Raw genomic sequence first — 18871 nt, 5'->3', positions numbered from 1 at the left:
TGCCTGGAGTGGAAATCAACGTCCAAATTGTACAAGCCATAAAAATAGACAAACTCGATTTTCATCGAGTTTGTCTATAGTCTGAAGCGGATGTCCGGTATAGGACATCCGCTTTTCTTATTTAAACTTTCTTCAGTTTAAATGGACTGACCATAAGTAATGATAATATAATCATGAGGGATAAGAAAAAGACCGGATGGAAATACGGGACGGCTAGATAACTTAAAGTAGCGATGCAGCCCGCAACCGTAATTGGCACTCCTGTAAAATATCCATTGCTTTCACTTACATTGAAGCGAGCGAGACGAAATGCGCCGCAGCCAATATAGAAAACCGTGAATAGTGTGCCAGGTGCTCCGAATTCTATTAATATTCCTTGGTATAATAATAGAGCTGGTGCGACGCCAAAGGATATGATGTCACACATCGAATCAAGTTGCTTACCCAATTCCGATTCAATGTTGAATTTCCGTGCAACCATACCGTCAAAGCGATCTGCAAGGGCAGCCAGGAAGATTAATAGCAGGCTTAAATTCAATTGGCCGTGCATTACGGCAATTATCGCAAATCCACCAAGGGATAAATTAATTAAAGTAAGTATATTTGCTGTTTGTGCTTTCACTTTTTTAATGGTTTGATCTAGGGCGTGTAATAAAAACATCTTTTCACTCCTTTCAAATGAAACAAATTAAAACAAAATATAGTAAACATAAGTATTTATTATATAATAATATTTTATTTAACACAATTTATGCAAGAGATTTTTAGAATAATTTTACAATTTGGAGTGGTTTTATTTGTTTCAGTCTTTGTATCGCATTCTTATTGAACTGACGAATGGTCAGTATTCATCAGGTTTATTAAAGCATTTTAGCCAATCTCGTTGGAGCAGGCCCTTAATTTTACTTTATGTAAAAACATTCAAACTTAATCAACAGGAATTTGGTAAGGAGGTAAAAGCTTATACTAACCTGCATGAGCTATTTACCAGGCAGTTAAAGGCGGATGCCAGGCCAATTACGGCAGTTCCTTCTGCGGTAGCTTGTCCTGTGGACGGTGTTCTTGAGGATTCGGGGGAGATACGCGCTGATAAAAATATCGTCGTTAAGGGAAAGGTATATTCAATGGAGGAAATGCTTGGGGATGAGCTTTTTTTGGAAAAGTACTTAGGGGGCAAATATCTCGTGTTATACTTAAGCCCGAGTCATTACCATAGGATCCATGCACCAATCAAGGGTTCCGTGGTCAAACGTTGGACCCTTGGAAGGAAATCGTACCCCGTTAATAAATGGGGGATGAAATATGGAAAAGAGCCTTTATCAAAAAATTACCGGACAATAACTGAACTTCAAAATGAAGCGGGAAGTCTGGCAATGGTGAAAGTCGGGGCCATGTTCATAAATTCGATCGTCATTACTGATGAATCGGATGAATTGGAAAAAGGACAGGAATTTTCTTATTTCAGCTTTGGGTCCACAGTGGTGCTTCTTTTTGAAAAAGGAAGTTTTGAACTTGAAGGAAACATATCCATTCCCGCAGATGTCCGTGTGGGTGAAAAAATCGGATTCATGAGAGCCGTCTAACTTCAAATGAAAATAAGAGGCTGACATTTGATGTCAGCCTATGTATTTCATATTAAAATATTGATCGGATTTTATGTGTTAGGGATCTTCGATGAATTTCCGTTTCTATGAGGCGGATGAAATCGGTACTCAACTTTAAATTCTGTGCTTTAAAATAGGATTCAAGCAACAGGTCATCAGATAGTTTTTGCATCAGAACGCCATTTGCGGCTGCTCACCTCCATTAGGGATTGCGAGGAATATTTTGGTGTTTCCTTGCATATATTGATAAGTCATCCTTGATGTACCCCTACTGTATCAGAAATAAACGTGGAGAACAATCGTTCTGTTATCCACAGTTGAAAGTGGATAACTTGTGGTTAAGTTGTTTACAAGGTGAGCGAAATGGTGCACATCAGTATGGAAAATGTTAGTAAAGTTATCCACAGTTTGAATAAATGAAATTTTTGTCGAAATCTTTTATGAATAAATAGTTCTTTTGTTCTGGTCATCCTGCAAATTTCCCGTTATTTAATGAAAAATGCCTTTCCATATCATAAAACATACATTATGATGTTTCTTTACCGTCAGCCTTTCTTTCCTAATTTTTTTTGAAAGTGTGCTGAAAATTCGATATGATGGAGACGGTAAATTTTAACGAAAATATAGAGGTGTCAATATGCTTAAATTATTTTTGCCGAGTGAACATGTTAAAAGCATTTTTAATATAGATCCTCAAGAATTGAAAAAAAGAGGGATTAAGGGAGTCATTACCGATTTGGATAATACTCTCGTTGAATGGGACAGGCCAACAGCCACCCCCGATTTAATCAAATGGTTCGACAATATGCGGGATCATGGGATTTTAGTGACGATTGTGTCCAATAATAATGAAAATCGGGTTCGGGCTTTTTCCGATCCGCTTCACATTCCGTTTATCTTCCAGGCCAGAAAACCGATGGCAAGAGCTTTCCATAAAGCCCGTAAGACAATGGGACTGAAATTGGAAGAAACGGTGGTAATCGGCGATCAGTTATTGACGGATGTATTGGGAGGGAACAGAGGCGGGTTTCATACGATCTTAGTGCTCCCTGTAGCACAAACCGACGAATTCAGAACAAGGATTAATCGTTATTTTGAAAGAAAGATCATGGCGTTTTTTAAACGAAAAGGAATGATAGAATGGGAGGATCACAATTGAACAATCATCAAGAATTAGTGTGCATCGGCTGCGGTGTGAAGGTCCAGACTGAAGATCCGAAGGAATTGGGCTTTGCCCCTAAATCAGCTCTGGAAAAGGAGACCATCGTTTGTCAGCGCTGCTTTAAATTGAAACATTATAACGAAGTTCAGGACGTTTCCTTAACAGACGATGACTTCCTGAAAATCTTGAATAAAGTAGGCGAAACCGACTCTTTAATCGTCAAAATCGTCGATATTTTTGATTTCAATGGAAGCTGGCTGCCTGGCCTGCATCGATTTGTAGGAAGAAATGATGTTCTTCTGATTGGAAATAAGGTTGATTTATTGCCTAAATCCGTAAAACCGAACAAGTTGATCAATTGGATGAAGCAATCGTCCAAGGAATTGGGTCTTAACCCGGTTGATGTCCTGCTTGTCAGTGCGGAAAAGGGAAAGCACATACTTGAAGCGGCTGATGCGATTGAGCGGTATCGCAGAGGTAAAGATGTCTATGTGGTGGGCTGTACGAATGTAGGGAAATCGACTTTCATCAACCGTCTTATAAAAGAAGTGAGCGGTGAAAGTGATATCATCACGACTTCCCATTTCCCTGGGACTACCTTGGATATGATCGAAATTCCTTTGGAAGATGGACAGGCATTGATCGATACACCAGGAATCATTAATCATCATCAAATGGCTCACTATGTGGATAAACGGGACTTCAAGGTGATTATGCCGAAAAAGGAAATCAAGCCAAGAGTGTACCAGCTGAACGAAGCGCAGACGCTATTTTTCGGAGGGTTGGCCCGGTTGGACTATGTCTCAGGCGGAAGGCGTTCATTGACTTGCTACCTTTCGAATGAATTGAATATACACCGTACGAAACTGGAAAAGGCCGATGAATTGTATAAAAACCATGCCGGCGAATTACTGACACCCCCACGGCCTGAACAAATCGAGGAGTTTCCGAAGCTGATTCCACATGAATTTTCCTTGAAAGATGGTAAAATGGATATTGTGTTTTCTGGTCTTGGTTGGGTGACGGTCAATGAGCCAGGAGCGAAAATCGTTGCACATGTTCCAAAGGGCGTCAATGTGATCGTTCGCAAATCATTAATCTAAATATAGGGGTCGTCTAGTCTATGAAAAAGATATATGGGGTAATGGGAGATCCAATTGCACATTCGATGTCACCGGACATTCATAATGATGCATTTGAAAAAGAAAATATAGAAGCGGTTTATCATCATTTCCATGTGACGAAAGAAGGTTTGATCGATGCCGTTAAAGGCATGAAAGCCCTTGGTATAGAAGGGTTTAACATCACGATTCCTCATAAGACTTCGATCATCCCTTTCCTTGATGAAGTGGATGAACTGGCCCTTGCAATCGGTGCTGTAAATACGGTTGTTAACAAAAATGGTCGGTTTATAGGGTATAATACAGACGGAAAAGGATTTTTTAAATCTTTATGCGATGAAATATCAGGTGACATCAAGGCTAAAAAAACGTTAGTGATCGGAGCGGGCGGTGCTGCGCGTGCGATTTATTTTACCCTCGTAAAAGAAGGGGTAAAGCAAGTTGATATTGCAAACCGGACAAAGGAAAGAGCGGCCCAGCTTGTTTCTGATTGCCCATATGATAAAGTATCGAAGGCACTCTCGATTATCGAAGCGGAAGAAAGCTTATCACAATATGATTTAATCATCCAAACGACTTCTTCTGGAATGAGCCCGGAATTGGATCATTCACCGTTAAAGGTCGACCAGCTTAAAACCGGTGCAATTGTCAGTGATATCATCTATAACCCTCTGCAAACCAAACTGCTGCGTGAAGCGGGGGAAAAAGGGGCGGAAACGCAAAATGGTTTGGGGATGTTCATCAACCAGGCCGCGCTCGCATTTGAGATATGGACAGGCATTATGCCGGATACAGCAAGAATGACAGATATTGTCTTGAACAAACTAGGAGGTAACACATGTTAACAGGAAAACAGAAAAGATTTTTACGATCAAAGGCCCATCACCTCAATCCAATTTTTCAAGTTGGTAAAGGCGGCGTCAATGATAATCTCATCAAGCAAATTGGTGAGGCGCTTGAAGTACGTGAATTAATCAAGGTCAGCATCCTGCAAAACTGTGAAGAAGACCGCAATGATGTTGGACTTTCTTTATCAAAAGGTGCACGGGCGGAATTGGTTCAGATTATCGGCAACACAATTGTGCTGTATAAAGAATCAAAAGAAAACAAACAACTTAAATTACCTTAAGGGACCTATCTATGAAAAAAATTGGAATTCTTGGCGGTACATTCAATCCTCCGCATATCGGGCATTTAATTATAGCGAATGAAGTGCTGGATGCCCTTGAGCTAGATGAAATCAGGTTCATGCCGAATCACGTTCCTCCACATAAGGAAAAATCGGAGGAAGTAACCGATATGGACAGGCTGGCCATGTTGGAAAACGCGATAGCCGGAAACTCATCTTTTTATATTGAGGGTATTGAAATAGAAAGAAAAGGCACATCTTATACGTATGACACAATAAAATTGCTGAAAGAACTTGAGCCAACCAATGAGTTCTATTTCATAATTGGCGCAGATATGATTGAGTACTTACCAAATTGGCACCGTATCGACGAGCTGGTGCATATGGTCAATTTCGTCGGGGTGAAGCGCCCTGGATATAACGAAAAGACCGTATACCCAATCACGATGGTGAAAGTCCCCCAGATGTTCATTTCGTCTTCCATGATACGAAGGAAGTTAAGAACGGGGAAAACCGTGAAATATTTAATAGCAGATCCAGTGGTGAAGTATATTAAAGGGAATGGTTTATATGAATCGTGAGAAAGCATTAGCACTTGTCAAAGAACAAATCACAGAGCGCAGGTACATTCATACCTTGGGTGTGGTCGAGTCTGCGATTGAACTTGCAAAACGGTATGGTGCCGACGTCAAAAAAGCGGAACTGGCTGCCATTTTCCATGATTATGCAAAATTTCGTCCAAAAGAGGAAATGGAGCAAATAATAATCGCTGAAAAAATGGACCCGGCGTTACTTGAATACAATATGGAGCTGTGGCACGCTCCTGTCGGGGCTTATCTGGTGAAAAAGGAAGCTGGCATTCAGGACGCTGAAATCTTGGATGCGATTGCCTATCACACGTCTGGCAGGGTTGGCATGAGCCTATTGGATAAAGTCGTATACCTTGCTGACTATATTGAGCCGGGACGTTCTTTTCCCGGTGTCGACGAAGTCAGGCAGACAGCAAAGCAAAATTTGGATCATGCTGTCATACAGGCTTTAAGGAATACAGTTGTTTTTTTAATGAAAAGAAATCAGGCAATTTACCCTGATACATTTAAGACATATAATGATTTGATCATGAATTTGAAGGAGAAGATGTAATGACTGAACGTGAACTTCTTGTAATTGCAGCAAAAGCGGCGGATGATAAAAGAGCGGAGGATATCGTGGCATTGAACATGCAAGGTATTTCCCTTGTAGCGGATTACTTTTTGATCTGCCACGGTAATTCTGAAAAACAAGTACAAGCAATAGCTCGTGAAATGAAGAGCAAAGCTGATGAATCAGGAATCAATGTAAAACGTCTTGAAGGTTTTGACGAGGCGAAATGGGTGCTTGTGGATCTTGGCGATGTAGTGGCCCACATTTTCCATAAAGATGAAAGAAACTACTATAACCTCGAACGTTTATGGGGAGATGCACCTTTTGAAGATCTAGAGAGTGAACTGACTTCATGACCTACGAACGCTTTGCCTATGTATACGATGAATTGATGAAGGACGCACCTTATGAAAAATGGCTGATGATCCTTACGGCGAAGCTGGAACAGTATGGAATTGGCGGAAGGAAAGTCCTGGATTTAGCGTGTGGAACCGGGGAAATGACCGTTGAATTGGCGCAACACGGATTCGAAGTCACCGGTGTGGATTTATCTGATGAAATGCTTCTTGTTGCTAATGAAAAAGCGGTTAAGCTTGGATTATCGATCCCGCTTTTCCAGCAGAATATGGCAGAACTCGAGGGACTTGGCCAATTTGATTGTGTCACGATTTTTTGTGATTCGCTGAACTACCTTCGCGATGAGGAGGATATAATCAAGACGTTCAGCCGGGTTCATGAGCATTTGAAGGATGGCGGATTATTTTTATTTGATGTCCATTCCATTTATAAAATGGAAGAAATCTTTCGTGATAATACGTTTGCTGTCAATGGAGAAGAAGTATCCTATATATGGGACTGCTTCCCAGGTGAAGAACCTTACAGTGTGGAACATGATTTAAGTTTTTTCGTAAGGGACGATGAAAGCGGTCTGTATGACCGATTTGATGAGTTGCATTATCAACGGACCTATCCGGTTGAACAATATAAAAAGTGGCTGGAGCAAGCAGGTTTTACGGTTTCTGAAGTTTTGGCGGATCTTGAAGACGCACCGCTTGAAGCGGAAACCGAAAGAATCTTATTTGTAGCCAGTAAATGATAAAGAGGTCAAGAGCCCCGGTTCGTACATCTTACTGTACGAGCGGAGGTCTGACCTCTTCTTTTTTTATACTTTTAGAAGGAGTTAAAGATATTGAATGCGAATATTAATAAGGATGGCCGAACTGCTTTTCAACTTCGTGAAGATCCTCAGCAAACTTTTCATGTGTCGCTTGAAAAAGATGATGGAACATTTCCCCGGTTTCAGCTTCTAAAACCTTGATCCCCTCACCTGTTATTCCACCCTTTACACAAACCTTTTCCTGTAAGGTCGGCAATGTATAAACCCCTTTACCGAGCAGATCCCCTAAGCCAACCAGCATATTCTCAGTCAAAGTCGTAGCCGTTTCTTTATCTATCTTCGTCGTTTGGCAAGCCGCGTCAATAAAAGCTTGTGCTAAATAGCTGAAAAAGGCAGGACCGCAGCTGACGATATCGGAAGCTACCCGGGTGATATCATTTTCAATGATGACCGGTGCCGATATGGCAGAGGCCAAATCAAATAAAGCTGACACTTTCTCCTTACTGCAACTCTTGCTGAAACTCAGTAACGATACCCCTGAACCCACACGGTTCGTTATGCTCGGGATAAAACGGGCACAAGGGGCATTCACGGCGGATTCAAGCTGGGAGACTGAAAGAGGGCTTGTGATGGAAATAACCAGCTGATCCCTTTTTATATGATGTTTGATGCCCTGTAATAGGCTGTTAATTTGCAATGGCTTTACACATAGAAAGATAAAGTCCGCTTGTTGGACGATTTCGGCTGCGCTTTCCGCAACCTTGATACCAGGGTGTTTTTCTTTCAGCACCAATGCTTTGGAAAGCGTGCGATTTGTAATGATTAGATCTGCCGGATTCAATATTTTTGCCTCCAGCCATGCCTCGATTAAAATGGTACCCATATTTCCGGTTCCGATAACACCGATTTTCTTCAATTCCGATCAACTCCTCTCACTTAAAGCGATTGATTCTCCTAAAAACACTATGTATTTTTAATCTGTCCTATGACAATGTATCGTGCGAAATCCAACAAGGAGGTAAAGAAATGGAAGGGATTTTTAAAAGGAAATTGATGATGATAACCGTTGCTGTGGCTTTTGTGGCAGCGGGTATTTACTTTTTTTTGCAACAAGGGGGGGATCAGGCTGATACGGAAGATATATTTTCCATTCCTGCTAAAGAAGCTGAAATTAAACAAAGTGAAGATGAAACGCCTTCCGAACCTGAAATCATTAAAGTGGACGTTAAAGGAGCGGTCAAGTCCCCAGGCATATTCACTGCACAGGCAGGTGACCGGGTAATCGATTTGATTTCGGCTGCGGGCAGTTTTACGGACAAGGCTGATAAGGATAAAGTGAATTTTGCCCAAATCGTCGAAGACCAAATGGTCATTTATGTTCCGGAAATAGGTGAAGAAGACGAGGGGAAGTTGGAGAATATACAAGTCGGGTCGTCTGGTGATGCCGTCTCTGGGAGGACATCAGGAGGACTGGTGAACTTGAATACAGCTACACAGGAAGATTTGGAAACCTTGACGGGAATTGGACCATCAAAAGCGAATGCGATCCTGGAATACAGGGAAACGGTAGGCAAATTCAAGGAGGTCGATGATTTGAAGAAGGTAACGGGAATCGGCGATAAAACGTTTGAAAGGTTACGGGAATCCATTTCGGTGAAATGAATGATTGAATATGCTACACAAATGGACAGGAAGAGGGTAAAATTGAAGAAAATCATTCTAGTGGTAAGGGGATTGAACATGAACAGAATTAGTTGGGATCAATATTTCATGGCGCAGAGCCATTTATTAGCTTTAAGAAGCACATGTACACGCCTCACTGTAGGGGCGACCATCGTCAGGGACAACCGAATCATTGCGGGGGGATATAATGGGTCCATAGCGGGGGGGACGCATTGTATTGATGACGGCTGTTATGTAATTGATAATCATTGTGTCAGAACGATACATGCAGAAATGAATGCCCTTTTACAATGTGCGAAATTTGGGGTACCTACTGATGGGGCAGAAATATATGTGACGCATTTTCCGTGTCTTCAGTGCTGTAAATCACTCATCCAAGCTGGCATAAAGGCTGTTTATTATGCAGAGGATTACAAAAACCATCCATATGCCCAGGAATTATTCAAACAGGCTGGTGTCAAGACCGAGAAGGTTGAAGCAAAAGGGGCCATCGATGTTAATGGAAAACAAAAAAAGGACTTTGTATTCTCATTGCTGGCTCAACTTGAACGATCAGACCTGGGAAAAGAAGATTTATTGGAGTTGGAAAAGCAGGCCAATCAAATATTTGAAAATTAAATAGGACGGGGGGCAGGCATGGCTAGACATCTTATCTTACTAGCCGTTTCGGCTACATTTGGTGTTACGGCCCATTCTTTTTTTAATGTAAGGCTGCTGATCATTATCCTTATTTTTCTCTGTTTCCTTTATTTTTCGTTGGGGTTAAGCGTGAAGGCCCTTAGTTTTCATTTGGTGATCATGGGGATATTTATAGGGGCCGCCTCCTTCTCCGATCACCGAAACAAAACGGCCTATCATGGAACGGAAAGCCGATTTATCATCACATTTACCGACCAACCGAATATAGATGGAAATTCGTTAAAAGGATTCGTGCGCGGTGAGAAAGGTGAACGGCTAGTGCTTCGTTATAAAATCACAACCGAATTGGAACAGGAAAAGCTGAGTCGGTTTCTGCGAATCGGTTTATCATGTCCGGCTGGAGGGACATTGCAAATTCCCGACAAAAACAGGAATGAAAACAGTTTCGATTACCAGCGTTATCTTTTCCGCCAAGGCATCCATTGGATATTCAAAGCGGATTCCATTTCATTTGAAGAATGCAAAAAGGCTGGAAACTCGATTCCAGTTTCGATTCGTAATTTGCGCCTGAAGGGAATCACGTATATTAGGGAACACTTTCAGGAAGAATCGAGTGGTTTTGTCACAGCTCTCATATTCGGCGACCAGACATATATAGATGAAGGCGACCTTACTAATTACCAGCGGTTGGGTCTGGTTCATTTACTGGCGATTTCCGGTCTCCATGTCAGTTTTTTAACGGGGATGTTATTTTACTTCGGCATCAGGGTTGGGATTACACGGGAAAGAATGATGGTGGCCATCTTAATCTTCCTTCCGGTTTACATGTTACTTTCAGGTGCCAGTCCATCTGTGGTGAGATCCTGTTTAATGGCTATGCTTTTCTTTCTAATCCTGCTATTCAAGAAGCGGATCTCGGCGGGTGCCGCTATCGGATCGACCTATATGGCATTATTGTTTTTTCGGCCTAATATGATCTATGATATAGGTTTTCAGCTTTCATTCGCAGTCACTTTCTCCATTATCATGTCTTCAAGCATATTCTTACAATATCCTAAGAAAACAACGCAGCTATTCATCATCAGTTCCATCTGCCAATTGGCAGCCCTTCCGATTTTGCTTTTCCACTTTTTTGAAGTATCCTTTCTTGGCGTGTTTCTAAACGTATTGTATGTTCCGCTTTATTCCATCATATTGCTGCCACTTTCACTGATTTCCCTCCTTATTCATTTATTGCTGCCTCCCTTGGGGCAACCCCTCCTATCATTATTGAATTTCACATTCGTACTCTGCAATAAAGCCGCGGATGCAGCATCGGATTTGCCGCTGGCTTCCATTCCGTTTGGAAAACCACCTTTCATCATAATGGCATTACTTGTTATTTCCCTTTTAGGGTTATACCTGACATGGGATGTATCTTTTGAAAAAAGTAAAATCTGGTGCGGAATAATTATTGTCCTTTTGCTTTTTCAATATAATTTACAAAGGTTTTCTCCTTTTGGTGAAGTGCAGATCATCGACGTTGGACAAGGTGACTCCATTTTAATTATCCTGCCGTTCAATCGCGGCAATTATTTGATTGATACGGGTGGACAAATTACATTTCCAATCGACACGTGGGCAAAAAAGCGAAAGAAGTTCAATACCGCAGATGATATCATTATTCCATTATTGAAAAGTAAGGGAATCCACCAATTGGATAAACTCATTTTAACCCATCCGGATGCAGATCATATGGGAAGTGCAAATGAACTGATTGAAAATTTTAAAGTTGGGGAGATCATCATTGGAGGCTGGAGTGAAGAGCAATATAGGGATATGGATTTTGTATCCACGGCAAGAGATAAAAAAATGAAAATGACTGTCCTGAGAAGGGGGGACAATTGGGTGGCGGGCGGAGCGCCGTTTGCTGTGCTAAGTCCATTTGAGAAAGAAGAAAATAAGAATGATTCATCCATAGTTCTATTCACGGAGCTTGGGGGATTGTCATGGTTATTAACCGGTGATATGGGAGAAGAAGGGGAAAAGGAACTATTGAGCACATTTCCGCAGTTGCAGGCGGATATCTTGAAGGTTGGACACCATGGCAGTAAAACTTCTTCTTCCGCGGCCTTCCTTGAACAGCTGCAGCCGAAAGCGGCGCTAATTTCAGTTGGAAAAGATAATGGCTACGGTCACCCTCATGGAGACGTAATTGGGAATCTGGAGAGAAATGGCATAAAGGTGTTCAGGACGGACGAGGATGGTTCTATTATTTACAAGTATTACAAAAGCAGTGGAACCTTTCGGAAGACACTCCCATAGTATGTAGAAAATCAAAAAGAAAGAGACTGCAGCGGCAGCCTCCATCAGGAAAAATAAGTGCATGTAGTTAAAGAAATCAGGATCCGACAGCTTTAATGACGACAGCTATGGTGAACATGGCAGCGAAAAATACAAAAGAACCGATGAATCCTATAGCGGAATCAGCGACGTCATCTGTTTTTGACTGAACATTCTTTTCGAATTCGTTCATTATTTACCCCTCCTATTTCTGCTAATAGTATAAAACATTACCAAAAAAAAATCTACAGGCTTCATTCCTTCATTTCCTTTACTGACAAGAGTTGTCACAAATAGTTTGGGATTTTGAGGTCAAAATAAAAGTACAAACAAAGTAAGCGAAAAAGAAAAGCTCATTTTTTGTTCTACATGAATACTTTACCCGCTTTCAAGGGAGATAACCCGGGCCTTTCTTGAAAGTGTTCATATAGATCCGGAACTAGCCCTTTTTATGGGCTAGTTCCCTTTATAGCTTGTCAAATGGTCCATCCACCTATACCATTAGAGAAGAATACATAGTAAAGAGGCGGATTCTATTGGTATTAGACGTTTGGAAAAGTATAAAAAAAGGGCAATTCGCGCCAATATACTTGTTATATGGGACAGAAGCCTATCTAATTAATGAAACGAAGCAGCTATTGATCGAAAATGTCCTTCACGAAGATGAGATGGATTTTAACTTTGCTCAATTTGATTTAGAAGAGACGCCTGTTGAAACTGCGCTTGAAGATGTCGAAACCCTCCCGTTTATCGGGGAAAGGCGCCTTGTTTTCATGCAAAACCCATTTTTTTTGACAGCTGAAAAAACGAAGTCAAGAGTTGAGCATAATGTGAAAAGACTGGAAGCGTATTTGGCTGACCCGGTCCCTTATTCTATTGTCGTATTGACCGCACCTTATGAGAAACTGGATGAACGGAAAAAAATCACCAAGGAACTGAAGCGTAAAGCGGTTCTCGTTGAAGCGAAGAAGCTTGGTGATCATGAGTTAAAGGGGTGGGTGAAGGAGAGGGTCGAAGCTTCTTCAGTCCAAATAGATGAGCAGGCAACAGAGCTTTTACTTGAACTTGCAGGAACGAATCTGATGATGCTGACGAATGAGCTGGATAAAATGGTGCTTTATGCGGAAGCTGAGAAACACATTACGGTCGAGATAGTGGAAAAGCTGGTCGCTAAATCCCTTGAACAGAATATCTTCACGCTTGTTGATCATGTGTTACAGCGAAAGATGGAGAGTGCCATGACGATACTGCACGATCTTCTCAGGCAGAATGAAGAGCCCATCAAGATCTTGAGTGTCATTGCAGGTCAGGTCAGGCTCATGTACCAAGTGAAGGAGCTTTCCCGTCAGGGCTATAGCCAGCAAAAAATTGCGGGTCAACTGAAGGTGCACCCATACAGGGTAAAGCTGGCACTTGAAAAGACGGGGAAATTCCAGGAACGCGAGCTGTTGAGCATCATGAACGACTTAGCGGAAGCGGATTATAAAATGAAGACCGGCCAAGCAGATAAGGCAATCACGCTTGAGCTGCTGCTTTTGAAAATTAGATGATAAAAAAGGTGACAGATATCCTGTCACCTTTTTTATGCAAAAAACGGCACAAAAAAAACGATCCGATTGGATCGTTTATTTTTTGTCATTATGCGTTAAGAGCGTTAAGTCTTTTCGCTAAACGAGATTTTTTACGGGCTGCCGCATTTTTATGGATTAATCCTTTAGATGCAGCTTTGTCTAATTTCACAGCAGCTGTTAAAAGAGCTTCTTTAGCAGCTTCAACGTTTTCACCAGCTAATGCAACTTCAGCGTTTTTCACTGTAGTACGCATAGTTGATCTAACAGTAATGTTATGAACGCGTTTTTTGTCGTTAATTTTTACACGTTTAATAGCAGATTTAATGTTTGGCATTCCGTTCACCTCCTACAAAGAAATCGAGATTATATGAACTCGACTTTTCAAATCCATATCAAATAGCACAAGTGATATTCTATCAGAATGCTCATAAATATGCAATACTTCAGATTGAGAATCGAAAAGGAATTATAATTTCGGGAATAAATTCATCTCGTCATCACTCATTGTACCAAAAAAATGAATAATAAAAAAGCAAAAATGACAGAATGTTTAAGAGAGACTATTGAAAATACTAGATTAGATACAATTCAAACATCAGGAGGCCGTTATGGAAAATAATTTGGACCTTAGTGAATACGGAATTCGTACAGATTTGGCGATAGAAGCAAAGGAAATTGCCCTTGAACATAAAGGTGTTGTAGAGGAAGTTGATGTATCCCGTATCGAAGGGGTCATTATTAAGGAAAAAGAAGTGGATGATCTGAAGGTATCCTTGGTCGAGGTCACGGCTGAGGGTGAAAAAGAAATCGGTAAGAAACAGGGCAGTTATTTGACCATCGAAGTGCAGGGCATCCGCCAGCAGGATACGGAAACGCAGCAACGGGTGGAAAAGGTGTTCGCCAACGAACTGGCTTACTTCTTGAAACGGAATAAAATCACTAAAGAAAGCAGTTGTTTGGTTGTCGGTCTTGGTAATTGGAATGTTACTCCCGATGCTCTGGGACCAGCAGTCGTTGAGAACCTTGTAGTCACAAGACATTTGTTTGAATTGCAGCCGGAGTCCGTCAAGGAAGGCTATCGGCCGGTCAGTGCGATTTCCCCAGGGGTGATGGGGATTACGGGAATCGAGACGAGTGACATCATTAAAGGAGTCATCGAAAAAAGTAATCCTGATTTCCTGATCGTCGTTGACGCATTGGCTGCCCGCTCGATCGAACGGGTAAATTCCACGATTCAAATTACGGATACAGGCATCCATCCAGGGTCTGGTGTTGGAAATAAACGAAAAGAATTGAGCCAGGATACACTGGGAGTTCCTGTTATAGCAATTGGAATACCTACCGTCGTGGATGCCGTATCAATTACAAGCGATACGATAGATTATATTTTGAAGCACTTTGGCAAGGAACTGAATGAAGGGGACAGACCATCACGATCGTTGGCACCTGCTGGATTCAGTTTTGGGAAGCGCACGAAGCTGACCGAAGAGGATATGCCAGGTGAAAAGGAGCGCCAAACCTTCTTGGGAATGATAGGTGTCCTCCCTGATGAAGAGAAACGGAAATTGATTTATGAGGTGCTGTCACCGCTTGGTCAAAATTTAATGGTTACACCGAAAGAAGTCGATGTTTTCATTGAGGATATGGCCAATTTGATAGCCAATGGTTTAAATGCAGCCTTGCATCATTCCATAAATCAGGATAATACCGGCTACTACACCCGTTAAATCACTTTCAGTGCCCAAAAATGGTGTTCTACCCTTTCTAGCAAAGTCATAGGTATTAATAGACAAGCTATAGAGAGGGTGGAAAGATGAAAAGAAGAAATTCCCCAGGAATCATAACAGCCGTTCACGGATCAACAATAATAAAAACTTTTCTAGGTATTCTCGCCTTGCTTCTTTTTGTTTTTTCAGTCAGTGGGGTCATGACCTCCCTAAGACCGGAGTATCGGATATCTTCTAATTCCGTACATACTGTAGCCAACCAATTCTCGGGAAAAATGCTGTTCTCGATGCTGGCCAATGAAAACCATTATCTTTTTAATGCCCTGCCGGAAGGTAAGCAGGAATCAGTGATCACGAATCAATTGATAAAAGTCTCGACAAACATTTCACTCGAGGACCCGCGAAGTTTACTTGGCAGGGAACTACCTGGCTTTTCGATTTTTGATAATGAGATCCTTGTTGCTGGGGAAGGCACGAATTATACGAATATGCCATATGAATCCTCGCCGCCAGTAGACGTCCTGAATGAAGAAAGGGATGCATCCCTGCAAAACCTCGATGAGATTGAAGAACCGGAAAAAGGAGCGGCCAATCAGCCGAAACAAACGACCAATGGACGGAAAGTGGTCGAGATTTACCATAGCCATAATCGGGAGTCATATCTTCCATATTTAAAAGGAGTGACCAATCCGGACCTGGCCTACCATTCTAAAATCAATATTACGAAACTCGGTGAACGGATGGTTGAAGATTTGGCTGATAAGGGGATTGGCTCCTCGCTCGATAAAACGGATATCATGGGAAACCTGAATAATAAAGGCTTGAATTTTACCAAATCCTATCAAGAATCCCGAAGGTCTGTTCAGACGGCATTGGCCAATAATAAAGATTTAGAATATCTGATCGATATTCACCGCGATTCAAAGCGGAAAAAAGATACGACAATTACGATCAAAGGTAACGAGTATGCCAAAATCGCCTTCGTGATCGGGGGTAATAACCCGAACTTTGAAAAAAATGCGGCGCTTGCCAATAAGCTTCATAAAGCATTGGAGAAAAAATACCCAGGTATTTCACGAGGGGTTATGAAACAGGGCGGATCTAGCCATAATGGTATATATAATCAAGATTTATCAGGCAATGCCATGCTTATTGAAGTTGGCGGTGTTGATAATACGTTCGAGGAAATGTACTTGACCGTTGATGCCTTTACCGATGTTTTCAGTGAATTTTACTGGGATGCCAAAGCAGTGGATAACCCAACCGGGGATTCGGAAGCGAAGTAATTTGAAAGGAGTTCTCTTATCATGGTTCGATTTTGGTTGAAATGTACAGGGATCGTGCTCGTATTATTCTTAGGTGTTCTGATTGGGATGCAGCAAGCGAACGACGGGATGAAAAAAATGAAGGGGTATGAAGATCCCTCTTTGAATAGTGCATTCATTATTAACCAATCGGACCAAGGGGAGCTGGAAGCGGATATCCTTGGCGAAAAAGTAACAAGTCATGATTTGGAGACGAAAAAAGAAAAACTTGAAGAAATGAAAGCCTTCAACTTTTTTTCATCGATCGGCAAAACGCTTGGAGAGTCCATATCAGGTGCCTTTCAAGCTCTGATTGATATGATCTAGGTATGAATAAGTTGAGTGTGCCCTGCCAAAAGGTTGCATCCGAATCCGGAATGCAGCCTTTTTTTATCCTTTGCCCTGCAATGATGCTTCTTTTGTAACTATTCTGTTGAATCTTGCATTTTCTATTGATATAATAAAAAATAGTGTATTGTGTCGACTAGTGGGAGTGAACGTCATGAATAGAGAAGAAAAATTAAAAAGACAATCAAAAATTCGTAACTTTTCCATCATCGCTCATATTGATCATGGTAAATCTACATTGGCGGATCGTATCATTGAAAAAACGAACGCCATGACTCAGCGTGAAATGAAGAGTCAGCTGTTGGATTCCATGGATTTAGAGCGTGAGCGCGGAATTACGATTAAATTGAATGCGATTCAATTGAAATATAACGCGAAAGATGGAGAAGAATATATCTTCCATCTTATTGATACACCGGGACATGTCGATTTTACGTATGAAGTGTCACGAAGCCTTGCAGCGTGTGAAGGCGCTGTCCTTGTTGTCGATGCGGCACAGGGTATTGAGGCCCAAACGCTTGCAAACGTGTATTTAGCATTGGACAACAACCTTGAAATCATTCCGGTCATCAATAAAATTGATTTGCCGAGTGCAGATCCGGAACGGGTGCGCGGAGAAATCGAGGATGTGATCGGATTGGATGCTTCCGATGCAGTCTTGGCTTCGGCTAAAGCCGGAATCGGAATCGAGGAGATTTTGGAACAGGTCGTTGAATTGGTTCCAGCTCCACAAGGTGATCCAGATGCTCCTTTCAAGGCGCTTATTTTCGATTCACTGTTTGATGCGTACCGCGGTGTTGTTGCCTATATCCGTGTTGTCGAAGGTTCTGTTAAAGTGGGAGACAAAATCAAAATGATGTCCACTGGCAAGGAATTCGATGTTACCGAATTGGGTGTCTTCAACCCTAAGACCCAGCTGTTGGATGAACTGAACGTCGGTGATGTAGGTTTCCTTACGGCATCCATTAAAAACGTTGGTGATACGACTGTTGGTGATACGATTACAAGTGCCGTGAATAGTGCGACAGAACCATTGCCGGGTTACAGGAAGATGAATCCGATGGTATATTGCGGTTTATACCCAATTGACGCATCGAAATTCAATGATTTACGGGATGCATTGGAGAAATTGGAATTGAACGATTCAGCGCTTCAGTTCGAAGCGGAATCATCGCAAGCATTGGGCTTCGGTTTCCGTTGCGGATTCCTTGGACTCCTTCATATGGAAATTATCCAGGAACGGATTGAACGTGAATTCAAAATCGATCTGATCACCACTGCACCGAGTGTTATTTATGATGTGGTCCAAACAGACGGAACGGTCCTGAAAGTGGATAACCCGTCTAATATGCCTGATGCTCAAAAGATCGAACGGGTCGAGGAGCCATATGTAAAAGCAACGATGATGGCACCGACGGAGTTTGTTGGGACGATCATGGAAATCTGTCAAAACAAACGCGGTAACTTCATTGATATGGAATATATCGATGAGACTCGTGTGAGCATTCATTACGAAATTCCATTATCTGAAATCGTGTATGATTTCTTCGATCAATTGAAATCCAATACAAGAGGCTATGCTTCATTCGATTATGAGCTGATCGGCTACAAACCGTCCAAGCTTGTGAAGATGGATATCTTATTGAATTCTGAAACTGTCGATGCTTTAAGTTTCATCGTTCATAAGGACTTTGCTTATGAACGCGGTAAAGTCATTGTTGAAAAATTGAAGAAGCTGATTCCAAGACAACAATTTGAAGTGCCGATCCAAGCGGCAATCGGGCAAAAAATCATAGCCCGTTCTTCGATTAGTGCAATGCGCAAAAACGTATTGGCTAAATGTTACGGCGGCGATATTTCCCGTAAACGTAAGCTGCTCGAAAAACAGAAAGAGGGTAAAAAGCGGATGAAACAAGTAGGTTCCGTTGAAGTTCCGCAAGAAGCTTTCATGGCTGTTTTGAAAATGGATGATACGACACCCAAAAAATAAATAAAATAAAC

22 protein-coding genes are annotated in these 18871 nt (G+C 41.7%); 17 read left to right on the top strand and 5 right to left on the bottom strand.

Annotation, left to right across the window (positions count from 1 at the left end):
- Window positions 1–121: 121 nt before the first annotated feature.
- Window positions 122–661: a CDP-diacylglycerol--serine O-phosphatidyltransferase gene (pssA, locus tag ACFX4I_RS07475; protein ID WP_230303720.1), complete on the bottom strand. Its 540-nt coding sequence runs from the start codon at window positions 659–661 to the stop codon at window positions 122–124.
- Between the two features lie 136 nt (window positions 662–797).
- On the opposite strand from pssA, the gene ACFX4I_RS07470 reads away from it, so the two are divergent.
- The gene (locus ACFX4I_RS07470) at window positions 798–1583 is read left to right on the top strand and encodes a phosphatidylserine decarboxylase (protein ID WP_309518716.1); all 786 of its coding nucleotides are present in this window, start codon (window positions 798–800) and stop codon (window positions 1581–1583) included.
- Window positions 1584–1635: 52 nt separating this feature from the next.
- Here the strand turns inward: ACFX4I_RS07470 and ACFX4I_RS07465 are convergent, their stop codons facing one another.
- The gene (locus tag ACFX4I_RS07465; RefSeq protein WP_034311351.1) at window positions 1636–1776 is read right to left on the bottom strand and encodes a sporulation histidine kinase inhibitor Sda; all 141 of its coding nucleotides are present in this window, start codon (window positions 1774–1776) and stop codon (window positions 1636–1638) included.
- A gap of 465 nt (window positions 1777–2241) precedes the next feature.
- On the opposite strand from ACFX4I_RS07465, the gene ACFX4I_RS07460 reads away from it, so the two are divergent.
- The 8 genes from ACFX4I_RS07460 to ACFX4I_RS07425 are packed head-to-tail and all read left to right on the top strand — an operon-like array spanning window position 2242 to window position 7255.
- On the top strand, window positions 2242–2763 hold the full coding sequence (locus ACFX4I_RS07460; RefSeq protein ID WP_192205677.1) for a YqeG family HAD IIIA-type phosphatase: 522 nt from the start codon (window positions 2242–2244) through the stop codon (window positions 2761–2763).
- On the top strand, window positions 2760–3869 hold the full coding sequence (yqeH, locus tag ACFX4I_RS07455; protein WP_377419845.1) for a ribosome biogenesis GTPase YqeH: 1110 nt from the start codon (window positions 2760–2762) through the stop codon (window positions 3867–3869). The genes ACFX4I_RS07460 and yqeH overlap by 4 nt, the downstream gene beginning before the upstream one ends.
- A 20-nt stretch (window positions 3870–3889) precedes the next feature.
- Entirely contained in the window at window positions 3890–4732 is an 843-nt protein-coding gene (gene aroE / locus ACFX4I_RS07450; protein WP_230303723.1) for a shikimate dehydrogenase, read from the top strand.
- The gene (gene yhbY / locus ACFX4I_RS07445) at window positions 4726–5016 is read left to right on the top strand and encodes a ribosome assembly RNA-binding protein YhbY (protein ID WP_098369748.1); all 291 of its coding nucleotides are present in this window, start codon (window positions 4726–4728) and stop codon (window positions 5014–5016) included. Before aroE ends, yhbY begins: the two co-directional genes overlap by 7 nt.
- Window positions 5017–5027: 11 nt before the next feature.
- The gene (locus ACFX4I_RS07440; protein ID WP_309518717.1) at window positions 5028–5597 is read left to right on the top strand and encodes a nicotinate-nucleotide adenylyltransferase; all 570 of its coding nucleotides are present in this window, start codon (window positions 5028–5030) and stop codon (window positions 5595–5597) included.
- Complete coding sequence (gene yqeK, locus ACFX4I_RS07435) at window positions 5587–6159, top strand: bis(5'-nucleosyl)-tetraphosphatase (symmetrical) YqeK (protein ID WP_230303976.1); 573 nt, start codon at window positions 5587–5589, stop codon at window positions 6157–6159. The genes ACFX4I_RS07440 and yqeK overlap by 11 nt, the downstream gene beginning before the upstream one ends.
- Window positions 6159–6515, top strand: a complete 357-nt coding sequence (rsfS, locus tag ACFX4I_RS07430) for a ribosome silencing factor (protein ID WP_034308569.1) — start codon at window positions 6159–6161, stop codon at window positions 6513–6515. The genes yqeK and rsfS overlap by 1 nt, the downstream gene beginning before the upstream one ends.
- Entirely contained in the window at window positions 6512–7255 is a 744-nt protein-coding gene (locus ACFX4I_RS07425) for a class I SAM-dependent methyltransferase (RefSeq protein WP_283931941.1), read from the top strand. The genes rsfS and ACFX4I_RS07425 overlap by 4 nt, the downstream gene beginning before the upstream one ends.
- Window positions 7256–7361: 106 nt before the next feature.
- Here the strand turns inward: ACFX4I_RS07425 and comER are convergent, their stop codons facing one another.
- Window positions 7362–8192, bottom strand: coding sequence for a late competence protein ComER (comER, locus tag ACFX4I_RS07420; RefSeq protein WP_290369731.1), 831 nt, complete (start codon window positions 8190–8192; stop codon window positions 7362–7364).
- 110 nt (window positions 8193–8302) lie between these two features.
- On the opposite strand from comER, the gene ACFX4I_RS07415 reads away from it, so the two are divergent.
- The 3 genes from ACFX4I_RS07415 (at window position 8303) to ACFX4I_RS07405 (ending at window position 11902) form a co-directional block, all read left to right on the top strand.
- A complete protein-coding gene (locus tag ACFX4I_RS07415; protein ID WP_377419843.1) occupies window positions 8303–8938 on the top strand; it encodes a helix-hairpin-helix domain-containing protein in 636 nt (211 codons plus the stop codon).
- Between the two features lie 78 nt (window positions 8939–9016).
- Window positions 9017–9577 carry a ComE operon protein 2 gene (locus ACFX4I_RS07410; protein ID WP_230303985.1) on the top strand — a complete coding sequence of 187 codons (561 nt, stop codon included), beginning with the start codon at window positions 9017–9019 and terminating at the stop codon, window positions 9575–9577.
- Window positions 9578–9595: 18 nt separating this feature from the next.
- Window positions 9596–11902 carry a DNA internalization-related competence protein ComEC/Rec2 gene (locus tag ACFX4I_RS07405; protein WP_377419841.1) on the top strand — a complete coding sequence of 769 codons (2307 nt, stop codon included), beginning with the start codon at window positions 9596–9598 and terminating at the stop codon, window positions 11900–11902.
- Between the two features lie 76 nt (window positions 11903–11978).
- Here the strand turns inward: ACFX4I_RS07405 and ACFX4I_RS07400 are convergent, their stop codons facing one another.
- The gene (locus tag ACFX4I_RS07400; protein WP_034308559.1) at window positions 11979–12113 is read right to left on the bottom strand and encodes a YqzM family protein; all 135 of its coding nucleotides are present in this window, start codon (window positions 12111–12113) and stop codon (window positions 11979–11981) included.
- Window positions 12114–12456: 343 nt separating this feature from the next.
- Here ACFX4I_RS07400 and holA point away from each other — a divergent pair, with 343 nt between their 5' ends.
- The gene (gene holA / locus ACFX4I_RS07395; RefSeq protein ID WP_230303980.1) at window positions 12457–13470 is read left to right on the top strand and encodes a DNA polymerase III subunit delta; all 1014 of its coding nucleotides are present in this window, start codon (window positions 12457–12459) and stop codon (window positions 13468–13470) included.
- Between the two features lie 88 nt (window positions 13471–13558).
- On the opposite strand, the gene rpsT is transcribed toward holA, so the two are convergent.
- Entirely contained in the window at window positions 13559–13825 is a 267-nt protein-coding gene (gene rpsT, locus ACFX4I_RS07390; protein WP_034308554.1) for a 30S ribosomal protein S20, read from the bottom strand.
- Window positions 13826–14099: 274 nt separating this feature from the next.
- Between rpsT and gpr the strand changes: the two genes are divergently transcribed.
- From gpr to lepA, 4 genes are all read left to right on the top strand, one after another.
- Window positions 14100–15218 (top strand): GPR endopeptidase, encoded by a 1119-nt coding sequence (gene gpr, locus ACFX4I_RS07385; protein ID WP_230303981.1) that lies wholly within the window; start codon window positions 14100–14102, stop codon window positions 15216–15218.
- An 86-nt stretch (window positions 15219–15304) separates the two neighbouring features.
- The gene (gene spoIIP, locus ACFX4I_RS07380; protein ID WP_230303982.1) at window positions 15305–16504 is read left to right on the top strand and encodes a stage II sporulation protein P; all 1200 of its coding nucleotides are present in this window, start codon (window positions 15305–15307) and stop codon (window positions 16502–16504) included.
- A gap of 21 nt (window positions 16505–16525) precedes the next feature.
- Window positions 16526–16849 (top strand): YqxA family protein, encoded by a 324-nt coding sequence (locus ACFX4I_RS07375; RefSeq protein ID WP_230303983.1) that lies wholly within the window; start codon window positions 16526–16528, stop codon window positions 16847–16849.
- 175 nt (window positions 16850–17024) lie between these two features.
- Window positions 17025–18860 carry a translation elongation factor 4 gene (gene lepA / locus ACFX4I_RS07370; protein ID WP_377419839.1) on the top strand — a complete coding sequence of 612 codons (1836 nt, stop codon included), beginning with the start codon at window positions 17025–17027 and terminating at the stop codon, window positions 18858–18860.
- Window positions 18861–18871 lie beyond the last annotated feature (11 nt).

Origin of the sequence: Peribacillus sp. YIM B13472 (genome assembly GCF_042788005.1) — a bacterium.
GTDB lineage: Bacteria > Bacillota > Bacilli > Bacillales > DSM-1321 > Peribacillus > Peribacillus simplex_E.
The sequence above is the reverse complement of the archived record's forward strand: the minus strand, read 5'-3'. Positions and strand labels throughout refer to the sequence as shown.

Coding starts and splice junctions, on each gene's coding strand:
- pssA (WP_230303720.1), bottom strand. CDS start 661: ATGTTTTTATTACACGCCCTAGATCAAACCATTAAAAAAGTGAAAGCA.
- ACFX4I_RS07460 (WP_192205677.1), top strand. CDS start 2,242: ATGCTTAAATTATTTTTGCCGAGTGAACATGTTAAAAGCATTTTTAAT.
- ACFX4I_RS07440 (WP_309518717.1), top strand. CDS start 5,028: ATGAAAAAAATTGGAATTCTTGGCGGTACATTCAATCCTCCGCATATC.
- ACFX4I_RS07405 (WP_377419841.1), top strand. CDS start 9,596: ATGGCTAGACATCTTATCTTACTAGCCGTTTCGGCTACATTTGGTGTT.
- aroE (WP_230303723.1), top strand. CDS start 3,890: ATGAAAAAGATATATGGGGTAATGGGAGATCCAATTGCACATTCGATG.
- gpr (WP_230303981.1), top strand. CDS start 14,100: ATGGAAAATAATTTGGACCTTAGTGAATACGGAATTCGTACAGATTTG.
- ACFX4I_RS07425 (WP_283931941.1), top strand. CDS start 6,512: ATGACCTACGAACGCTTTGCCTATGTATACGATGAATTGATGAAGGAC.
- ACFX4I_RS07410 (WP_230303985.1), top strand. CDS start 9,017: ATGAACAGAATTAGTTGGGATCAATATTTCATGGCGCAGAGCCATTTA.
- yqeK (WP_230303976.1), top strand. CDS start 5,587: ATGAATCGTGAGAAAGCATTAGCACTTGTCAAAGAACAAATCACAGAG.
- yhbY (WP_098369748.1), top strand. CDS start 4,726: ATGTTAACAGGAAAACAGAAAAGATTTTTACGATCAAAGGCCCATCAC.
- ACFX4I_RS07375 (WP_230303983.1), top strand. CDS start 16,526: ATGGTTCGATTTTGGTTGAAATGTACAGGGATCGTGCTCGTATTATTC.
- lepA (WP_377419839.1), top strand. CDS start 17,025: ATGAATAGAGAAGAAAAATTAAAAAGACAATCAAAAATTCGTAACTTT.
- rpsT (WP_034308554.1), bottom strand. CDS start 13,825: ATGCCAAACATTAAATCTGCTATTAAACGTGTAAAAATTAACGACAAA.
- ACFX4I_RS07465 (WP_034311351.1), bottom strand. CDS start 1,776: ATGCAAAAACTATCTGATGACCTGTTGCTTGAATCCTATTTTAAAGCA.
- rsfS (WP_034308569.1), top strand. CDS start 6,159: ATGACTGAACGTGAACTTCTTGTAATTGCAGCAAAAGCGGCGGATGAT.
- ACFX4I_RS07415 (WP_377419843.1), top strand. CDS start 8,303: ATGGAAGGGATTTTTAAAAGGAAATTGATGATGATAACCGTTGCTGTG.
- ACFX4I_RS07400 (WP_034308559.1), bottom strand. CDS start 12,113: ATGAACGAATTCGAAAAGAATGTTCAGTCAAAAACAGATGACGTCGCT.
- spoIIP (WP_230303982.1), top strand. CDS start 15,305: ATGAAAAGAAGAAATTCCCCAGGAATCATAACAGCCGTTCACGGATCA.